Below are 22,953 nucleotides of genomic sequence, written 5' to 3' on the forward strand. Positions count from 1 at the left end.
GTAGGCCCGGTTGTCCAAAACGCGACAGCCATTGTCAGTTTCGATAAAGCAGCGCGCCTGAAATCGCTTCACGATAGTGAAAAGACAACAGGAGCGCATCATGCTGAACACACCCGCCGACAAATACACGCCTTATCCTACGCTTTCCCTGTCCGACCGCCGCTGGCCGGAGCAATGCATCACCCGCGCGCCGCGCTGGCTCTCCACCGACCTGCGCGACGGCAACCAGGCCCTTGCCGAGCCGATGGACAGCGCGCGCAAGCTGCAGTTCTGGGAACTGCTGCTGAGCTGCGGGTTTAAGGAGATTGAGGTCGCCTTTCCTTCCGCCTCGCAGACGGACTTCAACTTTGTCCGCCAGCTGATTGAAGAGAACCGCATCCCGGATGACGTCACGATTCAGGTGTTGACCCAGGCGCGGGACGATCTTATCCATCGCACTTTCGAATCCCTGCGCGGCGCGAAGCAGGCCACCGTCCATCTGTACAACGCCACCGCCCCGCTTTTCCGCCGCCTGGTGTTCGGCATGGAAAAGGCGCAAATCGTCGAGCTGGCAACGCGTTCTACCCGCCTTATTCGTCAACTGTGTGAAGAGAACCCGGATACCCGCTGGCAGTATGAGTATTCCCCGGAAACCTTCTGCTTTACCGAGCCGGAGTTTGCGCTGGAGATTTGTGAAGCCGTGGCGGAGATCTGGCAGCCGTGCGACGCGCGTCCAATGATCGTCAACTTGCCTGCCACCGTGGAGGTGAACACGCCGAACGTCTATGCCGATCGGATTGAGTATTTCTGTCGCCACTTCAGCCGCCGCCGCGACGTCTGCATCAGCGTGCATCCGCATAACGACCGCGGTACCGCCGTCGCCAGCGCCGAGCTGGCCGTGATGGCGGGCGCAGATCGCGTCGAGGGCTGCCTGTTTGGTAACGGGGAGCGCACGGGTAACGTCTGCCTGGTGACGCTGGCGATGAACCTCTACAGCCAGGGCATTAGCCCGAATCTGGACTTTAGCGATATGAACCGGGTGGTGGAAGCGGTGGAAACCTGCAACCAGCTGCCGGTGCACCCGCGCCATCCGTGGGCAGGACGGCTGGCCTATACCGCCTTCTCCGGCTCGCACCAGGACGCGATCAAAAAAGGTTTTGATGCCCGCAGGCCTGGCGAGCGCTGGGAGATGCCCTACCTGCCCGTCGATCCGCAGGATATCGGCTGTACCTATGAAGCGGTGATCCGCGTGAACAGCCAGTCAGGAAAAAGCGGCAGCGCATGGCTTATCGAGCAAAACCATGGGCTGAAATTACCCCGCGCCCTGCAGCAGGATTTCAGCCAGCACGTACAGCAGGAAACCGATCGCCACGGCAAAGAGATGACGCAAAACGCGCTGTGGCAGCTGTTCCGCGCCCGCTACGGGCTGGTGGCAACGCCGCCGCTTGCGCTGCAATCCTATCGCAGCGAGGGCCAGCAGGACGGCCAGCTGCGTTTGACGGCCAGTGTCGTCACGCAGGAGGGGACGCGTCAGCTTGAAGGCCAGGGTAACGGCCTGCTTTCCGCCGCCGCTCACGGCATTAGCCGCTGGGTCGACGCGCCGTTTGTGATTAAGGACTATCACGAGCATACGTTAGGCGAGCGCAGCGACAGCCGTTCCGTGGCGTATATTCGCTGCCTGTTCCAGGACGGCACCAGCCGCTGGGGCGTGGGCATTGACAGCGACGTCTCGCGCGCCTCGCTTCAGGCGCTTTTTAATGCGGTTAGCTGTCTTTGAAGTATTCGCTGGGTGAAATGCCCATCACCCGGCGGAACATGGCCGTAAAGGCGCTGTGGCTACCGTAACCGAGATCCAGCGCCACGCGAAGTACCGGCTGGCCCTGCGCCAGCCGCTGTAGCGCCTCCAGCAGACGCGCCCTTCTCAACCACTCACCGTAGCTCAATCCCGTCTGCTGCTGAAAATGGCGGTTCATCGTGCGCTCGCTCATGTTCATCATGCTCGCGGCCTGCACGCTGCTCCAGCTCTCCCCCGCGTTTTGCCGAATTTGCAGGCACAGGTGACGTAACGCCTCGCTTTCCGGCTCAGGCAGATGAAACGGCAGCACCGGCATAGTGCGGATTTCATCGAGAATGAGCTCATAGACGCGTTCATCCCGGCTTCCGGGCGAGTACGATTCAGGTAAAGCAAGGGCGGCGAGGATCAGCTCACGCAGCAGCGGGGAGATCTGCACGATCTGGCAGGTGGCCGGAAGATCGGCCCGCGCCAGCGGATCGATAAACAGCGTACGCGCCGCCACGTTGCCGGTGATGCGCAGGGAATGCTGCGTGCCCGCCGGCAGCCAGACGCCGCGGCCGGGCGGAACCACCCAGCAGCCCGATGCGGTATCTACCCGTACCACGCCGCTCAGGGCGTGCAGCAGCTGCGCGCAGTCGTGCTTGTGCCAGGGTTCGCGGTCACCGTGAACGTAGTCATGGGCAAACGGAACGAGGGGGCGATGGGTAAAGGAGAACGTAGACGTTGTGGTCATGGGCTAAACAACCCTCACCCTACCCTCTCCCGGAGGGAGAGGGAAAAGGTGCACTAGATGTGCAGTTCCTGCAGTTTTTCTTTCGGCAGGGCCAGCTCTTCGTTGCTGTTCACGCGAACATCACGCTCGATGATGTGGCGCGCGATCTCCTGCGCTTCTTCCAGCGAGTGCATCTGGTAAGTCCCGCACTGGTAAACGTTCAGCTCAGGGATCTGGTTCTGCTCTTTCACCTTCAGCACGTCTTCCATCGCCGCTTTCCACGCGTCAGCAACGCGTTTCTCTTCCGGTTGACCGATCAGGCTCATGTAGAAACCGGTACGGCAGCCCATCGGGGAGATATCGATGATCTCAACGCCGTTGCCGTTCAGGTGGTCACGCATGAAACCCGCGAACAGGTGTTCCAGCGTATGAATGCCTTTCTCCGGCATCACTTCTTTGTTCGGCACGCAGAAACGCAGATCGAAGACGGTGATCGTGTCGCCGTGCGGGGTATGCATGGTCTTCGCCACGCGGACTGCAGGTGCTTCCATACGGGTATGGTCGACAGTAAAGCTATCTAATAACGGCATACGTCACCTCCGATAGTGATTTTTTTTAAAATAAACTGAACTCTTCTACACAATGCGCGTCTGAGTATATGAAAGACGCGCATTTGTTATCATCATCCCTGAATTCAGAGATGTATATTTTGGCCACAGCGATGTGGCCTTTTTCTTTTCTGCTTAGGCCTGCTTCGCCAGAAACGCCTCAAACGACTCGGTATCCGCCGCTTCAACCTCTTTCTGACGCACCACGGACGCATCGCGTTCCGCTGCAAAATCCGCTTCGCTAAGCACTTCTAACGGCTCCTGCATCAGCATCTCACGGTACTCCGCTGAGAGTGAACGCCCCGTGCCGCCAATGCCCCGATCGATCATAGAACGCAGAATGCGTGCTGAGAACGTCAGTTCAGGGTTATCAAAACATTCCACCAGCTGGTCGCAGATCTGTTGATAGGCATCGCCGCCGTCAATGCTGTCCATTGTTCGGGCAACGCGCTTCAGGTCACGGAACAGATCTTTGCCCACTTTGGTCAGCGGGAACTGTGCCGTTTCGCAGCCAATGCCGAGCGTCAGGCCCGGTTTACGCCCTTCCAGAATCACGCGGTTCCAGTTTGTACGGGTACAGAGCAGCTCGTCCGAGCTCATTTCCGGCGCATCCGCCAGCACGCACCAGACCATAAACAGATCCAGGAAGCGAACCTGCTGCTCATCAACGCCAATCGGTGAGAACGGGTTGATATCCAGCGAGCGTACTTCAATGTATTCGATCCCGCCGCGCTGCAGCGCATCCGACGGCGTTTCACCGCTGCGCGTCACGCGCTTAGGACGAATGGGCGCATAAAGCTCGTTTTCAATCTGCAGCACGTTGCTGTTGATCTGCAGGCGCTTGCCGTCTTTTTCGAGGCCGATTTTCTCGTACTCTTCCGACGGCGTTTTGATCGCCCGCTTCAATCCTGCCACATATTCGTGCAATTCGTTAAACGTAATACCGAGATTGCTTTGCGATTTATTGGTATAGCCGAGATCGCTCAGGCGCAGAGAGGTGGCGTACGGGAGATAGTACATCCCACACTCGGTCTTCTCGAACGGCAGCGTGGTCGGTTTCCCCTGCAGGAACGAAGAGCAAATGGCAGGTGACGCGCCAAAGAGATATGGGATCACCCAGCCGAAACGGTAATAGTTGCGGATCAGGCGGAAGTAACCCGCTGAAATCGCATCTTTGTCCGTTTCACCGCATTTTGCCTGCCAGAAGGCCATAGGCAGCGAGAAGTTATAATGCACGCCCGAGATGGTTTGCATCAACGCGCCGTAGCGGTTTTTCAGCCCTTCGCGATAGAGCGTTTTCAGCCGACCGATATTTGACGTGCCGTACTGCGCCAGTTCAATATCCTGGCCCTGCTCGATATAGCACGGCATGCTGAGGGGCCACATACGTTCGTCGCCCAGGTTGCGCGCGGTGTAGCGATGGATATCGCGCATGATCGTCAGCATATGATCAATATTACCCTCTACTGGCGTAATGAACTCCAGCAGCGCTTCAGCGAAATCGGTTGTGATCCATTTATGTGTCAGCGCCGAGCCTAACGCCTTCGGGTGACCCGTCGTCGCTAAACTACCGTCCGCGTTAACGCGCAGCGTTTCACGCTCAAGACCACGCTGAATACCCTTCAGAGCCTGAGGGTGGTTTTCCAGCCAGGCCAGCGCCTGAGATACGTCCGGGATCAAATTGACCTCCCGCCTGTCAAAGTAATGTTACTCAGCATAATTGTAATGGTTGACGATTGAAGGTCGCGTATTCATTCCACCAATTAGTGCCACCACGTCATACCCTGTAGTGTTGCCCACGCCACGAGAACATAGCGCAACGCCTTGCCAAGGCACAAAAAAAAGAGCACCGGTCCCCAGGAGATGCGCATCCATCCCGCCAGCAGACACAGTAAATCGCCTATTACAGGCATCCAGCTTAATAACAGCGTGGCAGCGCCATAGCGTTTTAGCCAGCCGACTGCCTTTTCCTGCCAGCGCGATTTTTCGCGCAGCGGAAAGAAACGCCCAAGAATAACGTTAGTCAGCCCTCCAAGGCTATTACCCATTGTTGCTATTAATACAAGCAGCCAGGGCTGACTCACGCCGGACAACAGCATCGCCACCAGCATCACTTCCGAATTGCCCGGTAACAGCGTGGCGCTTAAAAAACTGCTGGCGAATAATGAGGCGAGTGACAGCGCGTCACTCACAGTAAGCGCACATCCACCGCATCCATTCCGGCATCACGCGCGGCCTGGATACCAAAATCGGCATCTTCAAACACGACGCATTTTGCCGCCGGGACGCCCATTAATTCTGCGCAGAGCAGGAAGGTGTCCGGTGCGGGCTTGTGACGTTTAACATGATCGGCGGCAACCACGGCAGAAAAATAGTGGCGCAGGCCAAGATGGTTGAGTAATGCTTCTGAAATCGCGCTCTCGCTGCCCGTGCCGACAGACATAGGACGACGTCCGTGCCACGCTTTAACCACGTCAATGAGGGGTAAAGGTTGTACGGTATCTAACAGTATGGCTTTTACCGCATCGGTTTTTTCACGCGCGAGCAGGTGCGGGTCGAGATCGGCCTGATTCAGTTCAATCACGGCCTGCGCAATACGCCAGGTGGGAGAGCCGTTGAGGGCGATCATCGCCTGCAAATCGAAACGCATACCGTAGCGGCCCAGGACCTCGGTCCAGGCTTGACGATGCGTGGGTTCGGTATCCAGCAGGGTGCCATCCATATCGAAGATCAAACCGTCATACTGTGCGTACATCGTGCTCTCGCTAAACGATTAACAAAGCATTACTTTATCGTAAATGGTGGTTTTTGTCGCTGACTGAGAAGTGATAACTACGAGAGTGATTAAGAACTAAACATCGAAGGGAATAACAGAAGAGATGGTGCATCCGGGAGGATTACTCGGCTTACGCCTCGCCCTGCGGGCCGTTGATAAAGCAACGTTATCCTCCCTGGTGCTTGCGATTAACTCGCAGACCTTGAAACAACAGCGTGGCTGTTATCTCGGAGAATATGGTGCATCCGGGAGGATTCGAACCTCCGACCGCTCGGTTCGTAGCCGAGTACTCTATCCAGCTGAGCTACGGATGCATCGGGATTTACTACTGTACTGCTCGATACTCACATCACTCTAAAGCAATATGAAGTAATAGATGGTGCATCCGGGAGGATTCGAACCTCCGACCGCTCGGTTCGTAGCCGAGTACTCTATCCAGCTGAGCTACGGATGCATCGGGATTTACTACTGTACTGCTCGATATTCATATCACTTCGAAAGCAATATGAAGTAATAGATGGTGCATCCGGGAGGATTCGAACCTCCGACCGCTCGGTTCGTAGCCGAGTACTCTATCCAGCTGAGCTACGGATGCAAAATGGCGGTGAGGCGGGGATTCGAACCCCGGATGCAGCTTTTGACCGCATACTCCCTTAGCAGGGGAGCGCCTTCAGCCTCTCGGCCACCTCACCACACAACGCCTCTTTCGAGTGCTTCGAGTAACTCCTTAAGAGCTTCTCGTCACTGCGTGGCGCATATATTACTTTCTGGGACTTATAAGTCAAACAATTTTCCAAAAGCTTTTATCGTTTGCACAAATCACACGCAATTCGCATGTAAAAGCCGCAAAGCGGGTGTTTTATAAGCGGATTTTGCAGCGTTCTTCTCAAAAAACGTATGCAGAAAAGAAGGGGTTGGGACGAGTTAAGGGTGTGGGACTGGTCAAAAAGAGAGCAATTGAAATGAAACGGTAACGTTGAGCAGGAAAAATGACGGGAGGGTTGCGTCTCGCCCGACAGCGAGACGCGACAATATCAGTAACTGGACTGCTGGGATTTTTCAGCCTGGATACGCTGGTAGATCTCTTCACGGTGGACAGATACTTCTTTAGGAGCGTTAACACCAATACGTACCTGGTTACCCTTTACCCCTAAAACTGTCACGGTGACCTCATCCCCAATCATGAGGGTCTCACCAACTCGACGAGTCAGAATCAGCATTCTTTGCTCCTTGAAAGATTAAAAGAGTCGGGTCTCTTGTATCCCGGCATTATCCATCATATAACGCCAAAAAGTAAGCGATGACAAACACGTAATGTGTAAGCAGTCACGGCATCACATTCTGTTAAACGTAAGTTTAGCCGATATACACAAACTCAACCTGACTTTATCGTTATCGATAGCGCAGTGAACAAGACGCCATAACGTTACCGCTATGGCGTCTGCTTGTGCTTTGTAGTTATTACAGTTTCGCGCTTACCCAGCTTTCAACGCTGGCCAATGCCGCAGGAAGTGCCGCCGCATCCGTACCACCGGCTTGCGCCATGTCCGGACGACCGCCACCTTTGCCGCCCACCTGCTGGGCGACCATACCAATCAGTTCCCCTGCTTTTACGCGGTCGGTCACATCCTTAGAGACGCCCGCAATCAGAGAAACCTTACCTTCTGCCACCGTCGCCAGCACGATAACGGTAGAACCAAGCTGGTTCTTGAGATCGTCGACCATAGTACGCAGCATCTTAGGCTCCACGCCCGCCAGATCGCTGACCAGCAGTTTGACGCCCTTAATGTCTACCGCCTTGCTGGAGAGGTTTGCACTCTCCTGCGCCGCAGCCTGCTCTTTCAGCTGCTGCAGCTCTTTTTCCAGCTGACGGGTACGTTCCAGCGCAACGCGCACTTTCTCGCCCAGGTTCTGGCTATCGCCCTTCAGCAGCTGCGCGATGTCGTGCAGCTGATCGCTCTGCGCATGCAGGCTGGCAATTGCGCCTTCGCCGGTTACCGCTTCAATACGGCGCACGCCAGCCGCCGTTCCCGACTCGGAAACGATGCGGAACAGGCCGATATCACCGGTGCGCGAGGCGTGCGTACCGCCGCACAGCTCGGTGGAGAAGTCGCCCATGCTCAGTACGCGAACACGTTCGTCATATTTCTCGCCGAACAGCGCCATCGCACCTTTTTTCTTCGCGTCCTCGAGATCCATGATATGGGTCTCGATTGGCAGGTTGCGACGGATCTGAGCGTTCACCAGATCCTCCACCGCACGGATTTCCGACGGCTTCATCGCTTCAAAGTGCGAGAAGTCGAAGCGCAGCACTTTGTCGTTAACCAGAGAACCTTTCTGTGCAACGTGGGTGCCCAGCACGTCGCGCAGGGCAGCGTGCATCAGGTGGGTTGCAGAGTGGTTCAGACGAATGCGCGCGCGGCGAGCTTCATCCACGTTCGCCTGCACGCCTTCGCCCACTTTCAGCGAACCGGAAACCAGTTTGCCCTGGTGGCCAATCGCCTGACCGAATTTTTGAGTGTCGCTGACGCTGAAGCTAAAGCCATTGCCTTTCAGCTCGCCTTTATCGCCAACCTGGCCGCCGGATTCCGCATAGAACGGCGTTTTGTCCAGAATGACTACCGCATCCTGACCCGCGCTGATGCTGTCTACGGCTTTACCGTCAACAAACAGGGCGGTCACTTTGCCGGTCAGCTCCAGCGCCTCATAGCCTTTGAATTCAGACGCGCTATCAACGCGGATCATCGCGTTGTAGTCCGCACCGAAACCGCTGGATTCACGCGCACGACGGCGCTGCTCTTCCATCGCGGCTTCGAAGCCCGCCTCGTCAACTTTAATGTTGCGCTCGCGGCAAACGTCCGCCGTCAGGTCAACCGGGAAGCCGTAGGTGTCGTAGAGACGGAAAGCGGTTTCGCCATCCAGCGTGTCGCCTTTCAGTTTTGCCAGCTCTTCGTCCAGCAGCGCCAGACCGCGCTCCAGCGTACGGGCAAACTGCTCTTCTTCGGTTTTCAGCACCTGCTCGACCTGCGCCTGCTGGCGTTTCAGCTCATCACCGGCAGCACCCATTACGCCAATCAGTGGCCCAACGAGCTTATAGAAGAAGGTGTCCTTCGCGCCCAGCATGTTGCCGTGACGGATGGCACGGCGAATGATACGACGCAGCACGTAGCCACGGTTTTCATTCGACGGGATAACGCCGTCGGCAATCAGGAACGCACAGGAACGAATGTGGTCCGCGATAACGCGCAGCGATTTGTTGTTCAGATCGGTCGCGCCGGTCACGTCGGCAACGGCTTTGATCAGGGTGCTGAACAGGTCAATCTCATAGTTAGAGTTAACGTGCTGCAGTACCGCGGCAATACGCTCCAGACCCATACCGGTATCAACGGAAGGCTTCGGCAGCGGCTCCATCGTACCGTCGGCCTGACGGTTGAACTGCATGAAGACGATGTTCCAGATCTCAATGTAGCGATCGCCGTCTTCTTCCGGGCTGCCTGGAGGACCGCCCCAGATGTGGTCGCCGTGATCGTAGAAGATCTCGGTGCACGGACCGCAAGGACCGGTGTCACCCATCTGCCAGAAGTTGTCAGACGCGTATGGCGCGCCTTTGTTATCACCGATGCGAATAATGCGCTCGCGCGGGATCCCGACTTCTTTTTCCCAGATTTCGTAGGCTTCGTCATCGGTTTCATAGACGGTAACCCACAGACGCTCTTTCGGCAGGTTGAACCAGTTTTCACCGGTCAGCAGTTCCCACGCATATTGAATGGCATCGTGTTTGAAGTAGTCGCCGAAGCTGAAGTTACCCAGCATTTCGAAGAAGGTGTGGTGACGCGCGGTGTAACCGACGTTTTCCAGGTCGTTGTGTTTACCGCCCGCACGCACGCAACGCTGTGAGGTTGTGGCGCGGGAATAATTACGCTTGTCGAGACCAAGGAACACATCCTTGAACTGGTTCATCCCGGCGTTGGTAAACAGCAGAGTCGGATCGTTGTTCGGTACCAGGGAGCTGCTGGCAACAACCTGGTGTCCCTTACTATGGAAAAAATCGAGAAACGCCTGACGGATCTCAGCGGTGCTCTTGCTCATAATTATCCTGAAATCAAGCTAACGAAATGTCGCAGCCAGCCTGTCTCGGTAAACCGTTGGACAGACCAGCTACTGAAAAAGTGGGAATAAGATAAGTTTTCTTTGGAGGGAAGTAAAATCCCGCATGCGTTCAATCGGCAAAATTACGCCAGATATCCTGAATATCTTCCATCAGGAAGCCGCGGTAGAGCAAAAAGCGCTGGATTTTGACTTTATCTGAAAAATCGCGCGGCAGCGGTTCGCCGTACTTTCGAATCGCCTGCTCTTTCGCCAGATCGCACCAGTCAATGTCGCATTCGCGCATCGCTTTTTCAATCGACTCTCTGGCCACGCCTTTCTGGTTCAGCTCCTGGCGGATGCGCGCGGGCCCGTAGCCTTTACGGCCGCGGCTGGCAAGAAAGCGGGCGGCAAAGCGTTCGTCATCAAGGTAACGATGTTCATAGCACCAGGCAATCACGCGGTCATAATCTTCCGCGGTGGCATCAATCTCTTCCGGCCCGTTTTTGCTCATTACCGGAGCCGACAGTTTTCGCCGCAGCTCCTGTTCGCTATGGTCACGAACGGCCAGGATGCGCACCGCGCGGTCCAGTAAGCGCGCAAACGCGGTTCGACGTGTTGTCGGTTCACTCATAAAAAACCTGCACATTCAGAAATGCAAAAAGGGCCGCATCAGCAGCCCTTCATTTTTAAACGAGAGATTTAAAAGTCTTCGTTGGTTTCTTCAGCATCCGCGGCATCGACCACGAAATCAGGTTTGGAGTCCTGGTTGTTCAGCAGAAGCTCACGCACCTTCTTCTCAATCTCTTTCGCCGCACCCGGATTCTCTTTCAGCCAGGAAATCGCATTCGCTTTACCCTGACCAATTTTGTCACCGTTGTAGCTGTACCAGGCACCCGCTTTTTCAATCAGCTTCTCTTTCACGCCCAGGTCAACCAGCTCGCCGTAGAAGTTAATCCCTTCGCCGTAGAGGATCTGGAATTCAGCCTGTTTGAACGGTGCGGCAATTTTGTTCTTCACAACCTTCACGCGGGTCTCGCTACCCACCACGTTCTCACCCTCTTTTACCGCACCGATACGGCGGATATCCAGACGGACAGAGGCGTAGAATTTCAGTGCGTTACCACCGGTCGTGGTTTCCGGGTTACCGAACATCACACCAATTTTCATACGGATCTGGTTGATGAAGATCAGCAGCGTGTTGGACTGCTTCAGGTTACCCGCCAGCTTACGCATCGCCTGGCTCATCATACGTGCCGCGAGGCCCATGTGAGAGTCGCCGATTTCGCCTTCGATTTCCGCTTTTGGCGTCAGTGCGGCAACGGAGTCGACCACGATAACGTCAACGGCACCCGAGCGCGCCAGCGCGTCACAAATTTCCAGCGCCTGCTCACCGGTGTCCGGCTGAGAACACAGCAGATTGTCGATGTCCACGCCCAGTTTACGCGCATAAACAGGGTCCAGCGCGTGCTCGGCATCGATAAACGCACAGGTTTTACCTTCGCGCTGAGCCGCAGCAATCACCTGCAGCGTCAGGGTGGTTTTACCGGAGGACTCTGGCCCGTAGATCTCTACGATACGGCCCATTGGCAGACCGCCCGCGCCCAGCGCGATATCCAGAGAAAGCGAACCGGTGGAGATCGTTTCCACATCCATGGTACGGTCTTCACCCAGGCGCATGATGGAGCCTTTACCGAATTGCTTTTCGATCTGGCCCAGTGCTGCCGCCAACGCTTTCTGTTTGTTTTCGTCGATAGCCATTATTACTCCTGTCATGCCGGGAGAAGCGACTGTGCTTCACCGTGGATTTCTGTTCTGTTGGTGCAATTATACTGTATAGTCATACAGTATCAAGTGTTTTGTAGAAATTGTTGCCAGAGCGTTTTTAACGCATATTCCGTTGCCTGACGGCGCACGCTTTCACGATCGCCGCTAAAGCACTCCCGCCGGGTAATGCCTTCACCTTTTGAGGTGGCAAAGCCAAACCAGACGGTGCCAACCGGCTTCACGTCGCTGCCGCCGTCCGGGCCCGCAATACCGCTAATGGAAATCGCGTAATCTGCGCGCGCCTCTTTGAGCGCGCCAATCGCCATCTCGATCACCACCGGCTCGCTGACCGCGCCGTGCTGTTCCAGCGTGGATTCGCGCACGCCAATCATCTGCGCTTTAGCTTCGTTACTGTAGGTCACAAAACCGCGTTCAAACCAGGCGGAGCTGCCGGCAATATCGGTAATCGCCTTCGCCACCCAGCCGCCGGTGCAGGACTCCGCGGTGGTGATTGTCGCGCCGCGCTGCTTCAGGGCAAGGCCAACGATCTCGCTAAGCTGCATCAATTCATGGTCAGTCATTCTCGCTCCAGGCATCAGAAAAACGTGCTGCACAAGATAGCACTTTCTCGTCAGATGTGGGGATGCGCTTCAGGTTTTACGAGGGGGCTTCAGAAAAAAGCCGGTACGGATGCACCGGCTGCGGAGGGTTATTTCATGCTGCTGGCAAGCGTATTCACATTGTGACGGAACGCCTTAACGTAGGTGTCGGCCACCCCACCCTTTGCCGACAGGGCTTCAGGGTAAAGTTCCCCCCCAGGCTGTGCGCCTGTCGCCGACGCAATCTGTTTCACCAGACGCGGATCGAGCTGGTTTTCCATAAACCAGGTTTTTACGCCGTCGGCTTTGATCTGATTGATAATCTCCGCCACCTGCGCCGCGCTCGCCTCGCTCTCCGACGAGAGCCCCTGTGGCGCCATAAACGTCACGCCGTAGGCGCGGCTGAAATAGCCGAACGCGTCATGGCTGGTCAGCACGTTACGCTTTTCCTGCGGGATCTGGCTAAAGCGCGTTCTGGCCCAGCCGTCCAGCTGCGTCAGCTGCGCGATATACGGCTTGCCTGACGCCTCCAGCGCCGCTTTGTCCTCCGGGTCCGCTTTCACCAGCCCGTTCAGAATATTTTGCGCATACAGCGCCCCGTTCGCCGCGCTGTTCCACGCGTGCGGGTCGGTCACGGTCTTGCCATCTTCCTCAAGCGTGTGGGTTTTCACCCCGGCTGAGGCCACAACCAGCTGCCCCTTAAATCCGGAAGCGTTCACCAGACGGTCGAGCCACCCTTCCAGCCCCAGGCCGTTGACCACCACCACGTCAGCCTTGCTCAGCGCCGCGCTGTCTTTCGGCGACGGTTCGAAGGTATGCGGATCGCCGTCCGGCCCGACCAGCGTCGTCACCTTCACATGGTCACCGCCTACCTCCTGCGTGATGTCCCCCAGTATCGAAAAGCTGATGACCACATTCAGCGTTTTCGCCATCACGCCGTACGACATCATCCCCAGCGCGAGCGCCACTGCTAATCCTGTACGTTTCATCGTTTCCCCTTGCGTTAAAAATACGCCCGCAGACTGCCAGCGAGCCTGCTTCGCGTACCCAATAAAATGGAAATAAAAAACAGCGCGCTGGCGGTCAGCACGATGGATGGCCCGGCCGGGAGACTCATCGCCCAGGAGAGGCTCAGCCCCAGCCATGCGCAGAGAATGCCGCTGATGCCCGCCATCAGGAGTAACGCCGGTAACGTGCGCACCCAGCAGCGTGCCGCCACGGCCGGAAGCATCATCAGCCCGACGGCCATCAGCGTGCCGAGCACCTGAAAACCGGCCACCAGGTTAAGCACCAGCAGCGCCAGAAACAGTCCGTGCAGCACGCCAGGCAGCCAGCGGGCGTTCACCTGTAGCCAGGCGGTATCAAACGCTTCAGTGACCAGACCGCGATAGAACAGCGCCAGCATGATAAGGGTGAACATACACACGCCCGTGACAAACAGGGCGGCGTCGTTATCCACGGCGAGGATGGAGCCAAACAGCAGATGCAGCAGATCGACATTCGATCCGCGCAGCGACACCAGCGTGACCCCCAGCGCCAGCGAACCCAGATAGAACCCGGCAAAGCTGGCATCTTCTTTCAGCGGCGTGCGTCGACTGACCAAACCGGCCAGCAGCGCCACGGTAATGCCCGCGATAAAACCGCCAATACTCATCGCCAGCAGCGACATACCGCTGAGTAAATACCCCACGGCGACGCCCGGCAAAATGGCGTGAGAAAGCGCGTCGCCCATCAGGCTCATCCGACGCAGCTGAAGAAACACGCCGAGCGCGGTGGTGCTGACGGAGAGCGCCAGGCAGACCACCAGCGCCCGGCGCATAAAGCCGTACTCAATAAACGGCTGGAAGAATATGTGCCAGATCATGCCACCCTCACCCGTTCGGTTTTCCACTGGGGAACGTCAGCATCCAGGCGTAAGGTCTGCGGGAAGTGGCGCGATACGCGCTCGCTGTCGTGCAGTACCGCGAGCAGCGTTTGTCCCTGCATATACATCTCCAGCATCACATCCATCAGCACGTTGCAGGTGGTTTCATCAACCCCGGTAAAGGGCTCATCGAGCATCACCAGTGGCGCCTGCTGCACCAGGACGCGGGCAAACAGCATGCGCTGAAACTGGCCGCCGGAGAGTTCATCGATGGTGGATAGCGCCATGGACTCAAGCCCAACGCGCTCCAGCGCGCTGGCAATGCGCGACCGCGTTTCGCGACGAAACCCGGAAAAAAGCGAAATGCCCGGCCAGCAGCCCATGCCTACCACATCCTGTACGGTCAGCGGAAACTGCGCCTCCAGCGCGTGACGCTGTGCCAGCCAGCCGATGACCGGGCGCTTCCCCTGCCAGCGGAAGCCGCCGCTCACGGGAGGAATAAACCCGGCGAGCGTTTTCAGCAGCGTGGATTTCCCGCAGCCGTTAGCGCCGATGATGGCGGTCATGCTTCCGCGTTCAATGGTGCCCGAGAGAGGCCGCGTCACGGGCTGGCGTTCATAGCCTGCGACCAGTTCGTTCATCAGGATCATGGCAGCGCCACCGCCCAACGCACGGCCAGCGCGATAAAAATAATCAGCGCCAGCGCCAGCAAAACCCGGATCGGCGCAGACAGAGAGAAAAGGGTAGTAGACATGTTGATACCACATTAAATGTTATAACATAACAATAATGAAAGATGATTAAGATGTAAATGGCGGGTTTGGAAAGGGAGTGTGGCGAAATGTTTCTGCAAGAACCTTGATGGGCGCGGGGTGCCCTCACCCCAGCCCTCTCCCAAAGGGAGAGGGAGGAATAAGACGACTTACTGACTAAACGGTGACGCCGCCGGGACGCGGGCCTGCGAGACCGCCAGCCCCAGCTGCCACACGGCCATCGCATAGTGGGTGCTGTGGTTATAGCGGGTGATGGTGTAGAAGTTCGGCAGACCGTACCAGTACTGATAGCCGGTTCCCACGTCCAGACGCAGCAGGCTTACCTGGTCAACGTTGCCCAGCGGCTGGGTTGGCGTTAAGCCCGCCGCCGTCAGCTGCGCGACGCTGTATTTGGTTTTAAAGCCGTTTTCCAGGCCAAACGCCTCGCCGTTTGCCTGCACCGCCACCTGGCCACCCGGCGTCCAGCCGTGGGCTTTGAAGTAGTTCGCCACGCTGCCGATGGCATCCACCGGATCCCACAGGTTGATATGGCCATCTCCGTTAAAGTCGACCGCATACTGTTTATAGGAGGACGGCATAAACTGGCCGTAGCCCATCGCACCGGCAAACGACCCTTTCAGATCGAGCGGATCGTCCTGCTCGCTGCGCGCCATCAGCAGGAAGGTTTCCAGCTCGGAAGAGAAATACTCAGCACGGCGCGGGTAGTTAAAGGAGAGCGTCGCCAGCGCGTCGAGGATGCGGGTTTTCCCCATCACGCGGCCCCAGCGGGTTTCCACGCCGATAATCCCGACGATGATTTCCGGCGGCACGCCGTAGACCTGCCACGCGCGGTTGAGCGCATCTTCATACTGATTCCAGAACGCCACGCCGTTTTGCACGTTGTCCGGGGTAATAAACTGTTTGCGATAGCGCAGCCACGCCCCGTTCGGCCCGCTCGGTACCTGAGCCGTTGGCGCCTGCCTGTCCATCAGGCGCAGCACGTAGTCCAGACGCTTGGCCTGAGACAAAATCTCGTGCAGCTGCTGTCTGTCAAAGCCGTGTTTGCTGACCATTTTATCGATGAACTGCTCGGCCGCCGGATTATTCGCGAAGTCGCCGCCCATCTGCATCATGTTGTGCTGCGGCTCCAGCAGGAATCCTCCGGAAGGCGCGCCCGCCGTTTGCTGAACGGCTTCGGTCTTAGGTTTGCTACTACAGGCAGACAGCAGAATAAGCGCAGGCAAGAGCGCTGCATAACGACGCTTGAACATGAGACATCCATTTAACGGGTTCGATAAGAACCCAGTATGGTAAAGCATCCGCAACACCTCAAGGAAGCGGTACGCACCACCCCCACGCAAATCCGCGCTTTTTTCCACCGAAAACCATTGACCCCATCAATAAACTTTCAAAATAATCCATTTTTCTTTCATTGTGAGATCTAACACACACTTTAAAACCTTTCAAAGTGATTATTATTAGCCCAGTCAGACAAAAACAAAAAAGCCCCACAGGAGAGAAGAATGATAGAAACCATTACCCACGGCGCCGAGTGGTTCATCGGGCTGTTTCAGAAAGGCGGAGAAGTGTTCACCGGCATGGTGACCGGGATCCTGCCCCTGCTGATCAGCCTGCTGGTGATCATGAACGCGCTGATTAACTTTATCGGCCAGCAGCGCATTGAACGCTTCGCCCAGCGCTGTGCCGGAAACCCGCTGTCCCGCTACCTGATTTTGCCGTTCATCGGCACCTTCGTGTTCTGTAACCCGATGACCTTAAGCCTCGGTCGGTTCATGCCGGAAAAGTACAAGCCGAGCTACTACGCCGCCGCCTCCTACAGCTGCCACTCCATGAACGGCCTGTTCCCGCACATCAACCCCGGCGAGCTGTTTGTTTACCTCGGGATCGCCAGCGGCCTGACCACCCTTGGCCTGCCGCTCGGTCCGCTGGCGGTCAGCTATCTGCTGGTCGGCCTGGTCACCAACTTCTTCCGCGGCTGGGTCACAGACCTCACCACCGCCATTTTTGAGAAAAAAATGGGCATCCAGCTTGAACAGAAAGTCCATCTTTCAGGAGCCACAGCATGAACCGGATCCGCATAGAGAAAGGCACGGGCGGCTGGGGCGGCCCGCTGGAGTTCGACGCCACCGAAGGCAAAAAGATCGTCTACATCACCGCGGGCACGCGCCCGGCGATCGTCGACAGGCTACGCGAGCTGACCGGCTGGGAAGCGGTCGACGGCTTCAAGGAAGGCGAGCCGCCGGAAGCGGAAATCGGCGTGGCGGTGATCGACTGCGGCGGCACGCTGCGCTGCGGCATCTATCCGAAGCGCCGCATTCCGACGGTAAATATTCACTCCACCGGAAAATCCGGCCCGCTGGCGCAGTACATCCTTGAAGACATCTATGTGTCGGGCGTGAAGGAGGACAACATCACGCTGGTGAATGGCACTGCCGCGCCGCAAAAAGCGGCCCCGCGCGAGTACGACACCAGCAAGAAAATCACCGAGCAGAGTGACGGCCTGCTGGCGAAGGTCGGGATGGGGATGGGTTCCGCCGTGGCGGTGCTGTTCCAGTCCGGGCGCGACACCATCGACACGGTATTGAAAACCATCCTGCCGTTTATGGCGTTCGTCTCGGCGCTGATCGGCATCATCATGGCGTCCGGCCTGGGCGACTGGATTGCCCACGGCCTCGCCCCGCTCGCCAGCCACCCGCTCGGGCTGGTGACGCTGGCGCTGATCTGCTCCTTCCCGCTGCTGTCGCCGTTCCTCGGCCCGGGGGCGGTGATTGCTCAGGTTATCGGCGTGCTGATTGGCGTGCAGATTGGGCTGGGGAACATTCCTCCGCACCTCGCCCTGCCCGCCCTGTTTGCCATTAACGCCCAGGCGGCGTGCGACTTCATCCCCGTTGGGCTGTCGCTGGCCGAAGCGCATCAGGACACCGTGCGCGTGGGCGTGCCGTCCGTGCTGGTGAGCCGCTTCCTGACGGGCGCGCCGACGGTGCTGATTGCCTGGTTTGTCTCCGGCTTTATCTATCAATAAGAGGTTCCTGCGATGACCGTGATTTATCAGACCACCATTACCCGCATCGGCCAGAGCGCAGCGGATGCGCTGAGCGATCGAATGCTGATCACCTTCCGCGAAGGGGCCCCGGCGGATATCGAAGAGTTTTGCTTTATCCACTGCCACGGCGAGCTTAAGGGCGAGCTGAAGGCCGGGAGCCAGCTGGAGCTGGGCGAGACGCGCTATGCCGTGACCGCCGTCGGCGACGTGGCCGAGCAAAACCTGCGCGAGCTGGGCCATATCACCCTGCGTTTCGACGGTCGGCCGCAGGCGGAATATCCCGGCACGGTTCACGTGGACGGCCCCGTTCCGCAGGCCGTCACCCCAGGCTGCACGTTAAAATTTGTTGCGTAATTAAGGAGATAGACATGAGTCAGGTTGCCGTTGTCATTGGTGGGGGACAAACCTTAGGCGAGTTCCTCTGCCGTGGGCTTGCCGCAGAAGGTTACCGCGTCGCGGTAGTGGATATTCAGAGTGAAAAAGCCGCCCGCGTGGCGGACGCCATCAACACCGAGTTTGGTGAAGGGATGGCGTACGGGTTTGGTGCCGACGCCACCAGCGAGCAGAGCGTAATGGCGCTGGCCCGGGGGGTGGACGAGATTTTTGGCCGTACCGACCTGCTGGTCTACAGCGCGGGAATTGCGAAAGCGGCCTTTATCAGCGATTTCGAACTGGGGGATTTTGACCGCTCGCTGCAGGTGAATCTGGTGGGCTATTTCCTCTGCGCCCGCGAGTTTTCCCGCCTGATGATCCGCGACGGCATTCAGGGGCGCATCATTCAGATCAACTCAAAATCCGGGAAGGTGGGCAGCAAGCACAACTCCGGCTACAGCGCGGCGAAGTTTGGCGGCGTGGGGCTGACGCAGTCTCTGGCGCTGGATCTCGCCGAATACGGCATTACCGTGCATTCGCTGATGCTGGGCAACCTGCTGAAATCGCCGATGTTCCAGTCCCTGCTGCCGCAGTACGCCACCAAGCTCGGCATCAAGGCGGAGGAAGTGGAGCAGTACTACATCGACAAAGTGCCACTGAAGCGCGGGTGCGACTATCAGGACGTGCTGAACATGCTGCTGTTTTACGCCAGCCCGAAAGCCTCGTACTGCACCGGACAGTCGATTAACGTCACCGGCGGGCAGGTGATGTTCTGATCGAGCGGTTTGTTCCCCCTCACCCTAACCCTCTCCCCGGAGGGGAGACGGGACGGCCAGATGCAGCCTTTTCCCCCTCGCCCCTTTGGGGAGAGGGACGGGGTGAGGGGAAAAATAAGGAGCCAACATGGTAACAACACTCATCACCCTCGCCGCCCTCGCCTGGCTCTGCCAGATGGCGTTTGGTGGCTGGCAGATCCACCAGTTCAACCGCGCGTTTGATGCCCTGTGCCAGAAAGGCCGCGTGGGCGTCGGACGTTCCGGCGGACGCTTTAAACCGCGCGTGGTGGTCGCCGTTGCGCTGGATGAACACGATCGCGTGTGCGATTCCCTGATAATGCGCGGCCTGACCGTCTTCGCGCGTCCGGTGAAAATCCAGGCAATCAACGGCATTTCGCTGCAGGAATTGCGGCCTGATGTGATCTTTCCCCATGATCCGCTCTGTCAGAATGCACTATCATTAGCGCTTAATCTGAAACATGGATAATTTCGTTGTGAAAGCTATAGGCTTGCGAAATTATCATTTCGCAACCTAAGGAACGAAGCGCCTATGAAACCTCGTCAGCGGCAGGCGGCCATTCTGGAACATCTGCAAAAGCAGGGAAAATGCTCGGTAGAGGATCTGGCCCACTACTTTGACACCACCGGCACGACAATACGCAAGGACCTGGTATTGCTTGAGAACTCGGGTGCCGTTATTCGAACCTACGGCGGCGTGGTGCTCAATAAGGACGAAGCGGACCCGCCAATCGATCACAAAACGCTGATCAACACCCACCAGAAGGCGCTTATCGCCGAAGCGGCGGTGAAATTTATCCACGATGGCGACTCGATTATCCTTGACGCTGGCAGCACCGTCCTGCAGATGATCCCCCTGCTCAGCCGCTTTAACAACATCACGGTGATGACCAACAGCCTGCACATCGTTAACGCCCTGTCGGAATTCGACAGCGAGCAGACCATCCTGATGCCCGGCGGCACCTTCCGCAAAAAATCGGCGTCGTTTCACGGTCAGCTGGCGGAGAACGCCTTCGACCACTTCAGCTTTGATAAGCTATTCATGGGCACGGACGGCATCGACCTGAACGCGGGCGTTACGACGTTCAACGAGGTGTTTAGCGTCAGTAAAGCCATGTGCAACGCCGCGCGGGAAGTGATTTTGATGGCGGACTCGTCGAAGTTTGGCCGCAAAAGCCCCAACATTGTCTGTAGCCTGGAAAGCGTCGACAAGCTGATTACCGACGCGGGTATCGATCCGGCGTTCAGGAAAGCGCTGGAAGAGAAAGGCATCGACGTGATCGTAACCGGAGAGAGAGATGAGTGATTTTCTGTTAGAAACGGGCCGCCAGACGCTGATGCTGGAGCTGCAGGAAGCCAGCCGCCTGCCGGAACGTCTGGGCGAGGATTTTGTCCGCGCCGCCAATACCATTATCCACTGCGAAGGCAAAGTGATCGTGGCGGGCATCGGTAAATCCGGCCACATCGGCAAAAAGATTGCCGCGACGCTGGCCAGCACCGGCACCCCGGCCTTCTTCGTGCATCCCGCCGAGGCGCTGCACGGCGATCTGGGGATGATAGAGAGCCGCGACGTAATGCTGTTTATCTCCTACTCCGGTTCGGCGAAAGAGCTGGATCTCATCATTCCGCGCCTGCAGGAGAAATCGGTCTCCCTGCTGGCAATGACCGGAAAATCCCGCTCGCCGCTGGCGCTGGCCGCCAAGGCGACGCTGGATATTTCCGTTGAGCGTGAAGCCTGCCCTATGCACCTTGCTCCGACCTCCAGCACCGTTAATACCCTGATGATGGGCGACGCGCTGGCGATGGCGGTGATGCAGGCGCGCGGCTTTAACGAAGAAGATTTCGCCCGCTCGCATCCGGCGGGCGCGCTCGGCGCGCGCCTGCTCAACAAGGTTCACCACCTGATGCGCACCGACGATGCCATTCCGCAGGTCAAACTCGATACCAGCGTGATGGACGCGATGCTGGAACTGAGCCGCACCGGGCTGGGGCTGGTGGCGGTCTGCGACAACGACGGTTACGTCAAAGGCGTATTTACCGACGGCGACCTGCGCCGCTGGCTGGTGGGCGGCGGCAGGCTGGAAACCAACGTATCGGACGCCATGACTCAGGGCGGGCTGACGCTCAATGCCGAGAGCCGCGCCATTGAGGCCAAAGAGGTGCTGATGAAGCGCAAAATCACCGCCGCACCGGTGGTGGATGATTTCGGCAGGCTGTGCGGCGCCATCAACCTGCAGGACTTCTACCAGGCGGGGATTATCTAACCCTTCAGCCCAAGACGCTTCGCCAGCCTGTGCAGGTTGGCGACGTCCATCTCCAGCGCCCGGGCGCACGCCGCCCAGCTGCGGCTGTTCTGCTCCAGCGCGCGGGTAATCATCTGACGCTGGAATGCCTCTGTCGCGTCACGCAGGTTTTCATTCACTCTCTCTGGCGCAGCCTGGACGACAGGCGGTGCGGTTTCATCCTGCAGCGCAAAATGGCGCGCGTGGATCACCACTTCATCCCCCGAACGCGTCGCCCGCGCCAGCACCACCGCGCGATGAATCGCATGCTCCAGCTCGCGCACGTTGCCCGGCCAGCCGTAGCCCAGCAGATGCGCCCTCGCCCCCGGGCTGAGTACCACGCGGGAAAGCCCCATTCTGAGTCGGCACTGCTCGCAGAAATAGCCCGCCAGCAGCAGCACGTCTTCACCCCGTTCGCGCAGCGGCGGCACGGTAAGCGGGAACACGCTCAGGCGGTGGAACAGGTCGGCGCGGAACTGCCCGGCCAGCACCGCTTCACGCAGGTCGCGGTTCGTTGCCGCCAGCACGCGAACGTCCACTCTGTGACTGCGGTCGTCCCCCACGCGCTGAATGTCGCCGTACTGCAGCACGCGCAGGAGTTTAGCCTGTAGCGACAGGGAGAGTTCGCCAATCTCATCGAGAAACAGCGTGCCGTTATCGGCCATTTCGAACTTGCCGCTGCGGTTGCTGATGGCCCCGGTAAACGCCCCTTTCACGTGGCCAAAGAGCTCGCTTTCCGCCACGCTTTCCGGCAGCGCGGCGCAGTTGAGGTATACCAGCGGATTAACCGCGCGCGGTGAGGCTTCGTGGATGGCCTTCGCCACCAGCTCCTTGCCGGTGCCGGTTTCCCCGAAGATCAGCACGTTCAAATCAGAGGCGGCAACGATCTCGATCTCTTTTTTGAGCTGCGCCATGCCCGGCGAAAGACCGATCATCTCCGTGTGCGTGACCTGCTCAAACGCCGCCGGGCTGCCGGGAGGGATATTCTGGCTCTCCAGCTGTTCAATCAGCAGCGCGTTGTTAAGCGCCCCGGCAGCCAGCGCCGCAATGAGGCGCAACTCTTCATCGCTGAAGGTGTCGAACTGGTCCGGCGACATGCCGTCGAGGGTCAGCGCCCCAATCAGGTTTTGTCCGGCAAACAGCGGCAGGCCGATGCAGGCGTGCACCTTCAGGCTCTCCTGGCCTGGAATCAGCCCGTCGTACGGGTCGGGCAAGTCGCTGTCCGCCGGGAAGCGCACCACGTCCCCCGCGCGGGCAATAGTCTCCAGCCGCGGGTGGCCCTCCAGGGTAAAACGCCGTCCGAGCACGTCCTTCGCCAGCCCGTCGATAGCCAGCGGAATAAACTGCCGTCCTTCGTAGCGCAGCAGCGCCGAGGCGTCGCACGCCAGCACGTGGCGCAGCGTGGAGATCAGCCGCTGAAAGCGGTCCTGATGGCCGATACCGGTCTGCAGCTCAATGGCGATCTTCGCCAGCACGTCTACGGAAAAACTCATGATGACCTCG

Annotated in this window: 23 protein-coding genes and 4 tRNA genes; 8 read left to right on the forward strand and 19 right to left on the reverse strand. The window is 58.0% G+C overall.

Annotated elements, in window-relative coordinates; genetic code table 11:
* The first annotated feature begins 100 nt into the window (after window positions 1-100).
* Window positions 101-1,756 carry a 2-isopropylmalate synthase gene (gene leuA, locus FY206_RS19080; RefSeq protein ID WP_032642983.1) on the forward strand — a complete coding sequence of 552 codons (1,656 nt, stop codon included), beginning with the start codon at window positions 101-103 and terminating at the stop codon, window positions 1,754-1,756.
* Here leuA and FY206_RS19085 read toward each other — a convergent pair.
* The 18 genes from FY206_RS19085 to mltB all read right to left on the reverse strand — a co-directional run bounded on the left by FY206_RS19085 (window position 1,743) and on the right by mltB (window position 16,209).
* The gene (locus tag FY206_RS19085) at window positions 1,743-2,507 is read right to left on the reverse strand and encodes an AraC family transcriptional regulator (protein ID WP_032642990.1); all 765 of its coding nucleotides are present in this window, start codon (window positions 2,505-2,507) and stop codon (window positions 1,743-1,745) included. The two genes, leuA and FY206_RS19085, sit on opposite strands and share 14 nt — an antisense overlap.
* A 53-nt stretch (window positions 2,508-2,560) precedes the next feature.
* Window positions 2,561-3,076, reverse strand: coding sequence for an S-ribosylhomocysteine lyase (luxS, locus tag FY206_RS19090; protein WP_008499539.1), 516 nt, complete (start codon window positions 3,074-3,076; stop codon window positions 2,561-2,563).
* Window positions 3,077-3,229: 153 nt separating this feature from the next.
* Window positions 3,230-4,774 (reverse strand): glutamate--cysteine ligase, encoded by a 1,545-nt coding sequence (gene gshA, locus FY206_RS19095; protein WP_032642992.1) that lies wholly within the window; start codon window positions 4,772-4,774, stop codon window positions 3,230-3,232.
* 83 nt (window positions 4,775-4,857) lie between these two features.
* Window positions 4,858-5,286, reverse strand: coding sequence for a YqaA family protein (locus FY206_RS19100; RefSeq protein WP_032642994.1), 429 nt, complete (start codon window positions 5,284-5,286; stop codon window positions 4,858-4,860).
* Window positions 5,283-5,849 carry a fructose-1-phosphate/6-phosphogluconate phosphatase gene (yqaB, locus tag FY206_RS19105; RefSeq protein ID WP_032642996.1) on the reverse strand — a complete coding sequence of 189 codons (567 nt, stop codon included), beginning with the start codon at window positions 5,847-5,849 and terminating at the stop codon, window positions 5,283-5,285. The genes FY206_RS19100 and yqaB overlap by 4 nt, the downstream gene beginning before the upstream one ends.
* A 258-nt stretch (window positions 5,850-6,107) precedes the next feature.
* A tRNA-Arg gene (locus tag FY206_RS19110) sits at window positions 6,108-6,184 on the reverse strand.
* 63 nt (window positions 6,185-6,247) lie between these two features.
* Window positions 6,248-6,324, reverse strand: a tRNA-Arg gene (locus FY206_RS19115).
* Between the two features lie 64 nt (window positions 6,325-6,388).
* Window positions 6,389-6,465, reverse strand: a tRNA-Arg gene (locus FY206_RS19120).
* Window positions 6,466-6,469: 4 nt separating this feature from the next.
* Window positions 6,470-6,562 (reverse strand) — tRNA-Ser (locus tag FY206_RS19125).
* Window positions 6,563-6,904: 342 nt separating this feature from the next.
* Entirely contained in the window at window positions 6,905-7,090 is a 186-nt protein-coding gene (gene csrA / locus FY206_RS19130) for a carbon storage regulator CsrA (RefSeq protein ID WP_000906486.1), read from the reverse strand.
* Between the two features lie 241 nt (window positions 7,091-7,331).
* Window positions 7,332-9,959: an alanine--tRNA ligase gene (gene alaS / locus FY206_RS19135; protein WP_032642998.1), complete on the reverse strand. Its 2,628-nt coding sequence runs from the start codon at window positions 9,957-9,959 to the stop codon at window positions 7,332-7,334.
* A gap of 130 nt (window positions 9,960-10,089) precedes the next feature.
* Window positions 10,090-10,590: a recombination regulator RecX gene (recX, locus tag FY206_RS19140; RefSeq protein WP_032643000.1), complete on the reverse strand. Its 501-nt coding sequence runs from the start codon at window positions 10,588-10,590 to the stop codon at window positions 10,090-10,092.
* Between the two features lie 68 nt (window positions 10,591-10,658).
* Window positions 10,659-11,717 carry a recombinase RecA gene (recA, locus tag FY206_RS19145; protein WP_032643002.1) on the reverse strand — a complete coding sequence of 353 codons (1,059 nt, stop codon included), beginning with the start codon at window positions 11,715-11,717 and terminating at the stop codon, window positions 10,659-10,661.
* A gap of 89 nt (window positions 11,718-11,806) precedes the next feature.
* The gene (gene pncC, locus FY206_RS19150; protein WP_032643004.1) at window positions 11,807-12,304 is read right to left on the reverse strand and encodes a nicotinamide-nucleotide amidase; all 498 of its coding nucleotides are present in this window, start codon (window positions 12,302-12,304) and stop codon (window positions 11,807-11,809) included.
* A gap of 128 nt (window positions 12,305-12,432) precedes the next feature.
* A complete protein-coding gene (locus FY206_RS19155) occupies window positions 12,433-13,311 on the reverse strand; it encodes a metal ABC transporter substrate-binding protein (RefSeq protein ID WP_032643006.1) in 879 nt (292 codons plus the stop codon).
* A 14-nt stretch (window positions 13,312-13,325) separates the two neighbouring features.
* On the reverse strand, window positions 13,326-14,186 hold the full coding sequence (locus tag FY206_RS19160; protein ID WP_032643008.1) for a metal ABC transporter permease: 861 nt from the start codon (window positions 14,184-14,186) through the stop codon (window positions 13,326-13,328).
* Entirely contained in the window at window positions 14,183-14,836 is a 654-nt protein-coding gene (locus FY206_RS19165; RefSeq protein WP_032643010.1) for a metal ABC transporter ATP-binding protein, read from the reverse strand. The genes FY206_RS19160 and FY206_RS19165 overlap by 4 nt, the downstream gene beginning before the upstream one ends.
* Before the next feature lie 272 nt (window positions 14,837-15,108).
* Window positions 15,109-16,209, reverse strand: coding sequence for a lytic murein transglycosylase B (gene mltB, locus FY206_RS19170; RefSeq protein WP_168207693.1), 1,101 nt, complete (start codon window positions 16,207-16,209; stop codon window positions 15,109-15,111).
* 252 nt (window positions 16,210-16,461) lie between these two features.
* On the opposite strand from mltB, the gene srlA reads away from it, so the two are divergent.
* The 7 genes from srlA to gutQ all read left to right on the forward strand — a co-directional run bounded on the left by srlA (window position 16,462) and on the right by gutQ (window position 21,432).
* A complete protein-coding gene (gene srlA / locus FY206_RS19175) occupies window positions 16,462-17,025 on the forward strand; it encodes a PTS glucitol/sorbitol transporter subunit IIC (protein WP_003862164.1) in 564 nt (187 codons plus the stop codon).
* The gene (gene srlE / locus FY206_RS19180; RefSeq protein WP_032643014.1) at window positions 17,022-17,981 is read left to right on the forward strand and encodes a PTS glucitol/sorbitol transporter subunit IIB; all 960 of its coding nucleotides are present in this window, start codon (window positions 17,022-17,024) and stop codon (window positions 17,979-17,981) included. Before srlA ends, srlE begins: the two co-directional genes overlap by 4 nt.
* A gap of 12 nt (window positions 17,982-17,993) precedes the next feature.
* Complete coding sequence (srlB, locus tag FY206_RS19185) at window positions 17,994-18,356, forward strand: PTS glucitol/sorbitol transporter subunit IIA (protein ID WP_032643016.1); 363 nt, start codon at window positions 17,994-17,996, stop codon at window positions 18,354-18,356.
* A gap of 14 nt (window positions 18,357-18,370) precedes the next feature.
* Window positions 18,371-19,150, forward strand: a complete 780-nt coding sequence (gene srlD / locus FY206_RS19190) for a sorbitol-6-phosphate dehydrogenase (RefSeq protein WP_032643018.1) — start codon at window positions 18,371-18,373, stop codon at window positions 19,148-19,150.
* A gap of 127 nt (window positions 19,151-19,277) precedes the next feature.
* Window positions 19,278-19,637, forward strand: coding sequence for a transcriptional regulator GutM (gene gutM, locus FY206_RS19195; RefSeq protein ID WP_032643020.1), 360 nt, complete (start codon window positions 19,278-19,280; stop codon window positions 19,635-19,637).
* 63 nt (window positions 19,638-19,700) lie between these two features.
* Window positions 19,701-20,474 (forward strand): glucitol operon DNA-binding transcriptional repressor SrlR, encoded by a 774-nt coding sequence (srlR, locus tag FY206_RS19200; protein WP_021241949.1) that lies wholly within the window; start codon window positions 19,701-19,703, stop codon window positions 20,472-20,474.
* On the forward strand, window positions 20,467-21,432 hold the full coding sequence (gene gutQ / locus FY206_RS19205; protein ID WP_032643021.1) for an arabinose-5-phosphate isomerase GutQ: 966 nt from the start codon (window positions 20,467-20,469) through the stop codon (window positions 21,430-21,432). Before srlR ends, gutQ begins: the two co-directional genes overlap by 8 nt.
* On the opposite strand, the gene norR is transcribed toward gutQ, so the two are convergent.
* Window positions 21,429-22,943, reverse strand: a complete 1,515-nt coding sequence (norR, locus tag FY206_RS19210) for a nitric oxide reductase transcriptional regulator NorR (protein WP_032643023.1) — start codon at window positions 22,941-22,943, stop codon at window positions 21,429-21,431. The two genes, gutQ and norR, sit on opposite strands and share 4 nt — an antisense overlap.
* Between the last annotated feature and the right edge of the window lie 10 nt (window positions 22,944-22,953).

Origin of the sequence: Enterobacter chengduensis (assembly GCF_001984825.2) — a bacterium.
In the GTDB taxonomy this organism is placed as follows: domain Bacteria; phylum Pseudomonadota; class Gammaproteobacteria; order Enterobacterales; family Enterobacteriaceae; genus Enterobacter; species Enterobacter chengduensis.

What these genes read in the sequence shown, in the direction of transcription:
- leuA (WP_032642983.1), top strand. Translation starts at nt 101, where the DNA reads ATGCTGAACACACCCGCCGACAAATACACGCCTTATCCTACGCTTTCC.
- FY206_RS19085 (WP_032642990.1), bottom strand. Translation starts at nt 2,507, where the DNA reads ATGACCACAACGTCTACGTTCTCCTTTACCCATCGCCCCCTCGTTCCG.
- luxS (WP_008499539.1), bottom strand. Translation starts at nt 3,076, where the DNA reads ATGCCGTTATTAGATAGCTTTACTGTCGACCATACCCGTATGGAAGCA.
- yqaB (WP_032642996.1), bottom strand. Translation starts at nt 5,849, where the DNA reads ATGTACGCACAGTATGACGGTTTGATCTTCGATATGGATGGCACCCTG.
- csrA (WP_000906486.1), bottom strand. Translation starts at nt 7,090, where the DNA reads ATGCTGATTCTGACTCGTCGAGTTGGTGAGACCCTCATGATTGGGGAT.
- alaS (WP_032642998.1), bottom strand. Translation starts at nt 9,959, where the DNA reads ATGAGCAAGAGCACCGCTGAGATCCGTCAGGCGTTTCTCGATTTTTTC.
- recX (WP_032643000.1), bottom strand. Translation starts at nt 10,590, where the DNA reads ATGAGTGAACCGACAACACGTCGAACCGCGTTTGCGCGCTTACTGGAC.
- recA (WP_032643002.1), bottom strand. Translation starts at nt 11,717, where the DNA reads ATGGCTATCGACGAAAACAAACAGAAAGCGTTGGCGGCAGCACTGGGC.
- pncC (WP_032643004.1), bottom strand. Translation starts at nt 12,304, where the DNA reads ATGACTGACCATGAATTGATGCAGCTTAGCGAGATCGTTGGCCTTGCC.
- FY206_RS19155 (WP_032643006.1), bottom strand. Translation starts at nt 13,311, where the DNA reads ATGAAACGTACAGGATTAGCAGTGGCGCTCGCGCTGGGGATGATGTCG.
- FY206_RS19160 (WP_032643008.1), bottom strand. Translation starts at nt 14,186, where the DNA reads ATGATCTGGCACATATTCTTCCAGCCGTTTATTGAGTACGGCTTTATG.
- FY206_RS19165 (WP_032643010.1), bottom strand. Translation starts at nt 14,836, where the DNA reads ATGATCCTGATGAACGAACTGGTCGCAGGCTATGAACGCCAGCCCGTG.
- mltB (WP_168207693.1), bottom strand. Translation starts at nt 16,209, where the DNA reads ATGTTCAAGCGTCGTTATGCAGCGCTCTTGCCTGCGCTTATTCTGCTG.
- srlA (WP_003862164.1), top strand. Translation starts at nt 16,462, where the DNA reads ATGATAGAAACCATTACCCACGGCGCCGAGTGGTTCATCGGGCTGTTT.
- srlE (WP_032643014.1), top strand. Translation starts at nt 17,022, where the DNA reads ATGAACCGGATCCGCATAGAGAAAGGCACGGGCGGCTGGGGCGGCCCG.
- srlB (WP_032643016.1), top strand. Translation starts at nt 17,994, where the DNA reads ATGACCGTGATTTATCAGACCACCATTACCCGCATCGGCCAGAGCGCA.
- srlD (WP_032643018.1), top strand. Translation starts at nt 18,371, where the DNA reads ATGAGTCAGGTTGCCGTTGTCATTGGTGGGGGACAAACCTTAGGCGAG.
- gutM (WP_032643020.1), top strand. Translation starts at nt 19,278, where the DNA reads ATGGTAACAACACTCATCACCCTCGCCGCCCTCGCCTGGCTCTGCCAG.
- srlR (WP_021241949.1), top strand. Translation starts at nt 19,701, where the DNA reads ATGAAACCTCGTCAGCGGCAGGCGGCCATTCTGGAACATCTGCAAAAG.
- gutQ (WP_032643021.1), top strand. Translation starts at nt 20,467, where the DNA reads ATGAGTGATTTTCTGTTAGAAACGGGCCGCCAGACGCTGATGCTGGAG.
- norR (WP_032643023.1), bottom strand. Translation starts at nt 22,943, where the DNA reads ATGAGTTTTTCCGTAGACGTGCTGGCGAAGATCGCCATTGAGCTGCAG.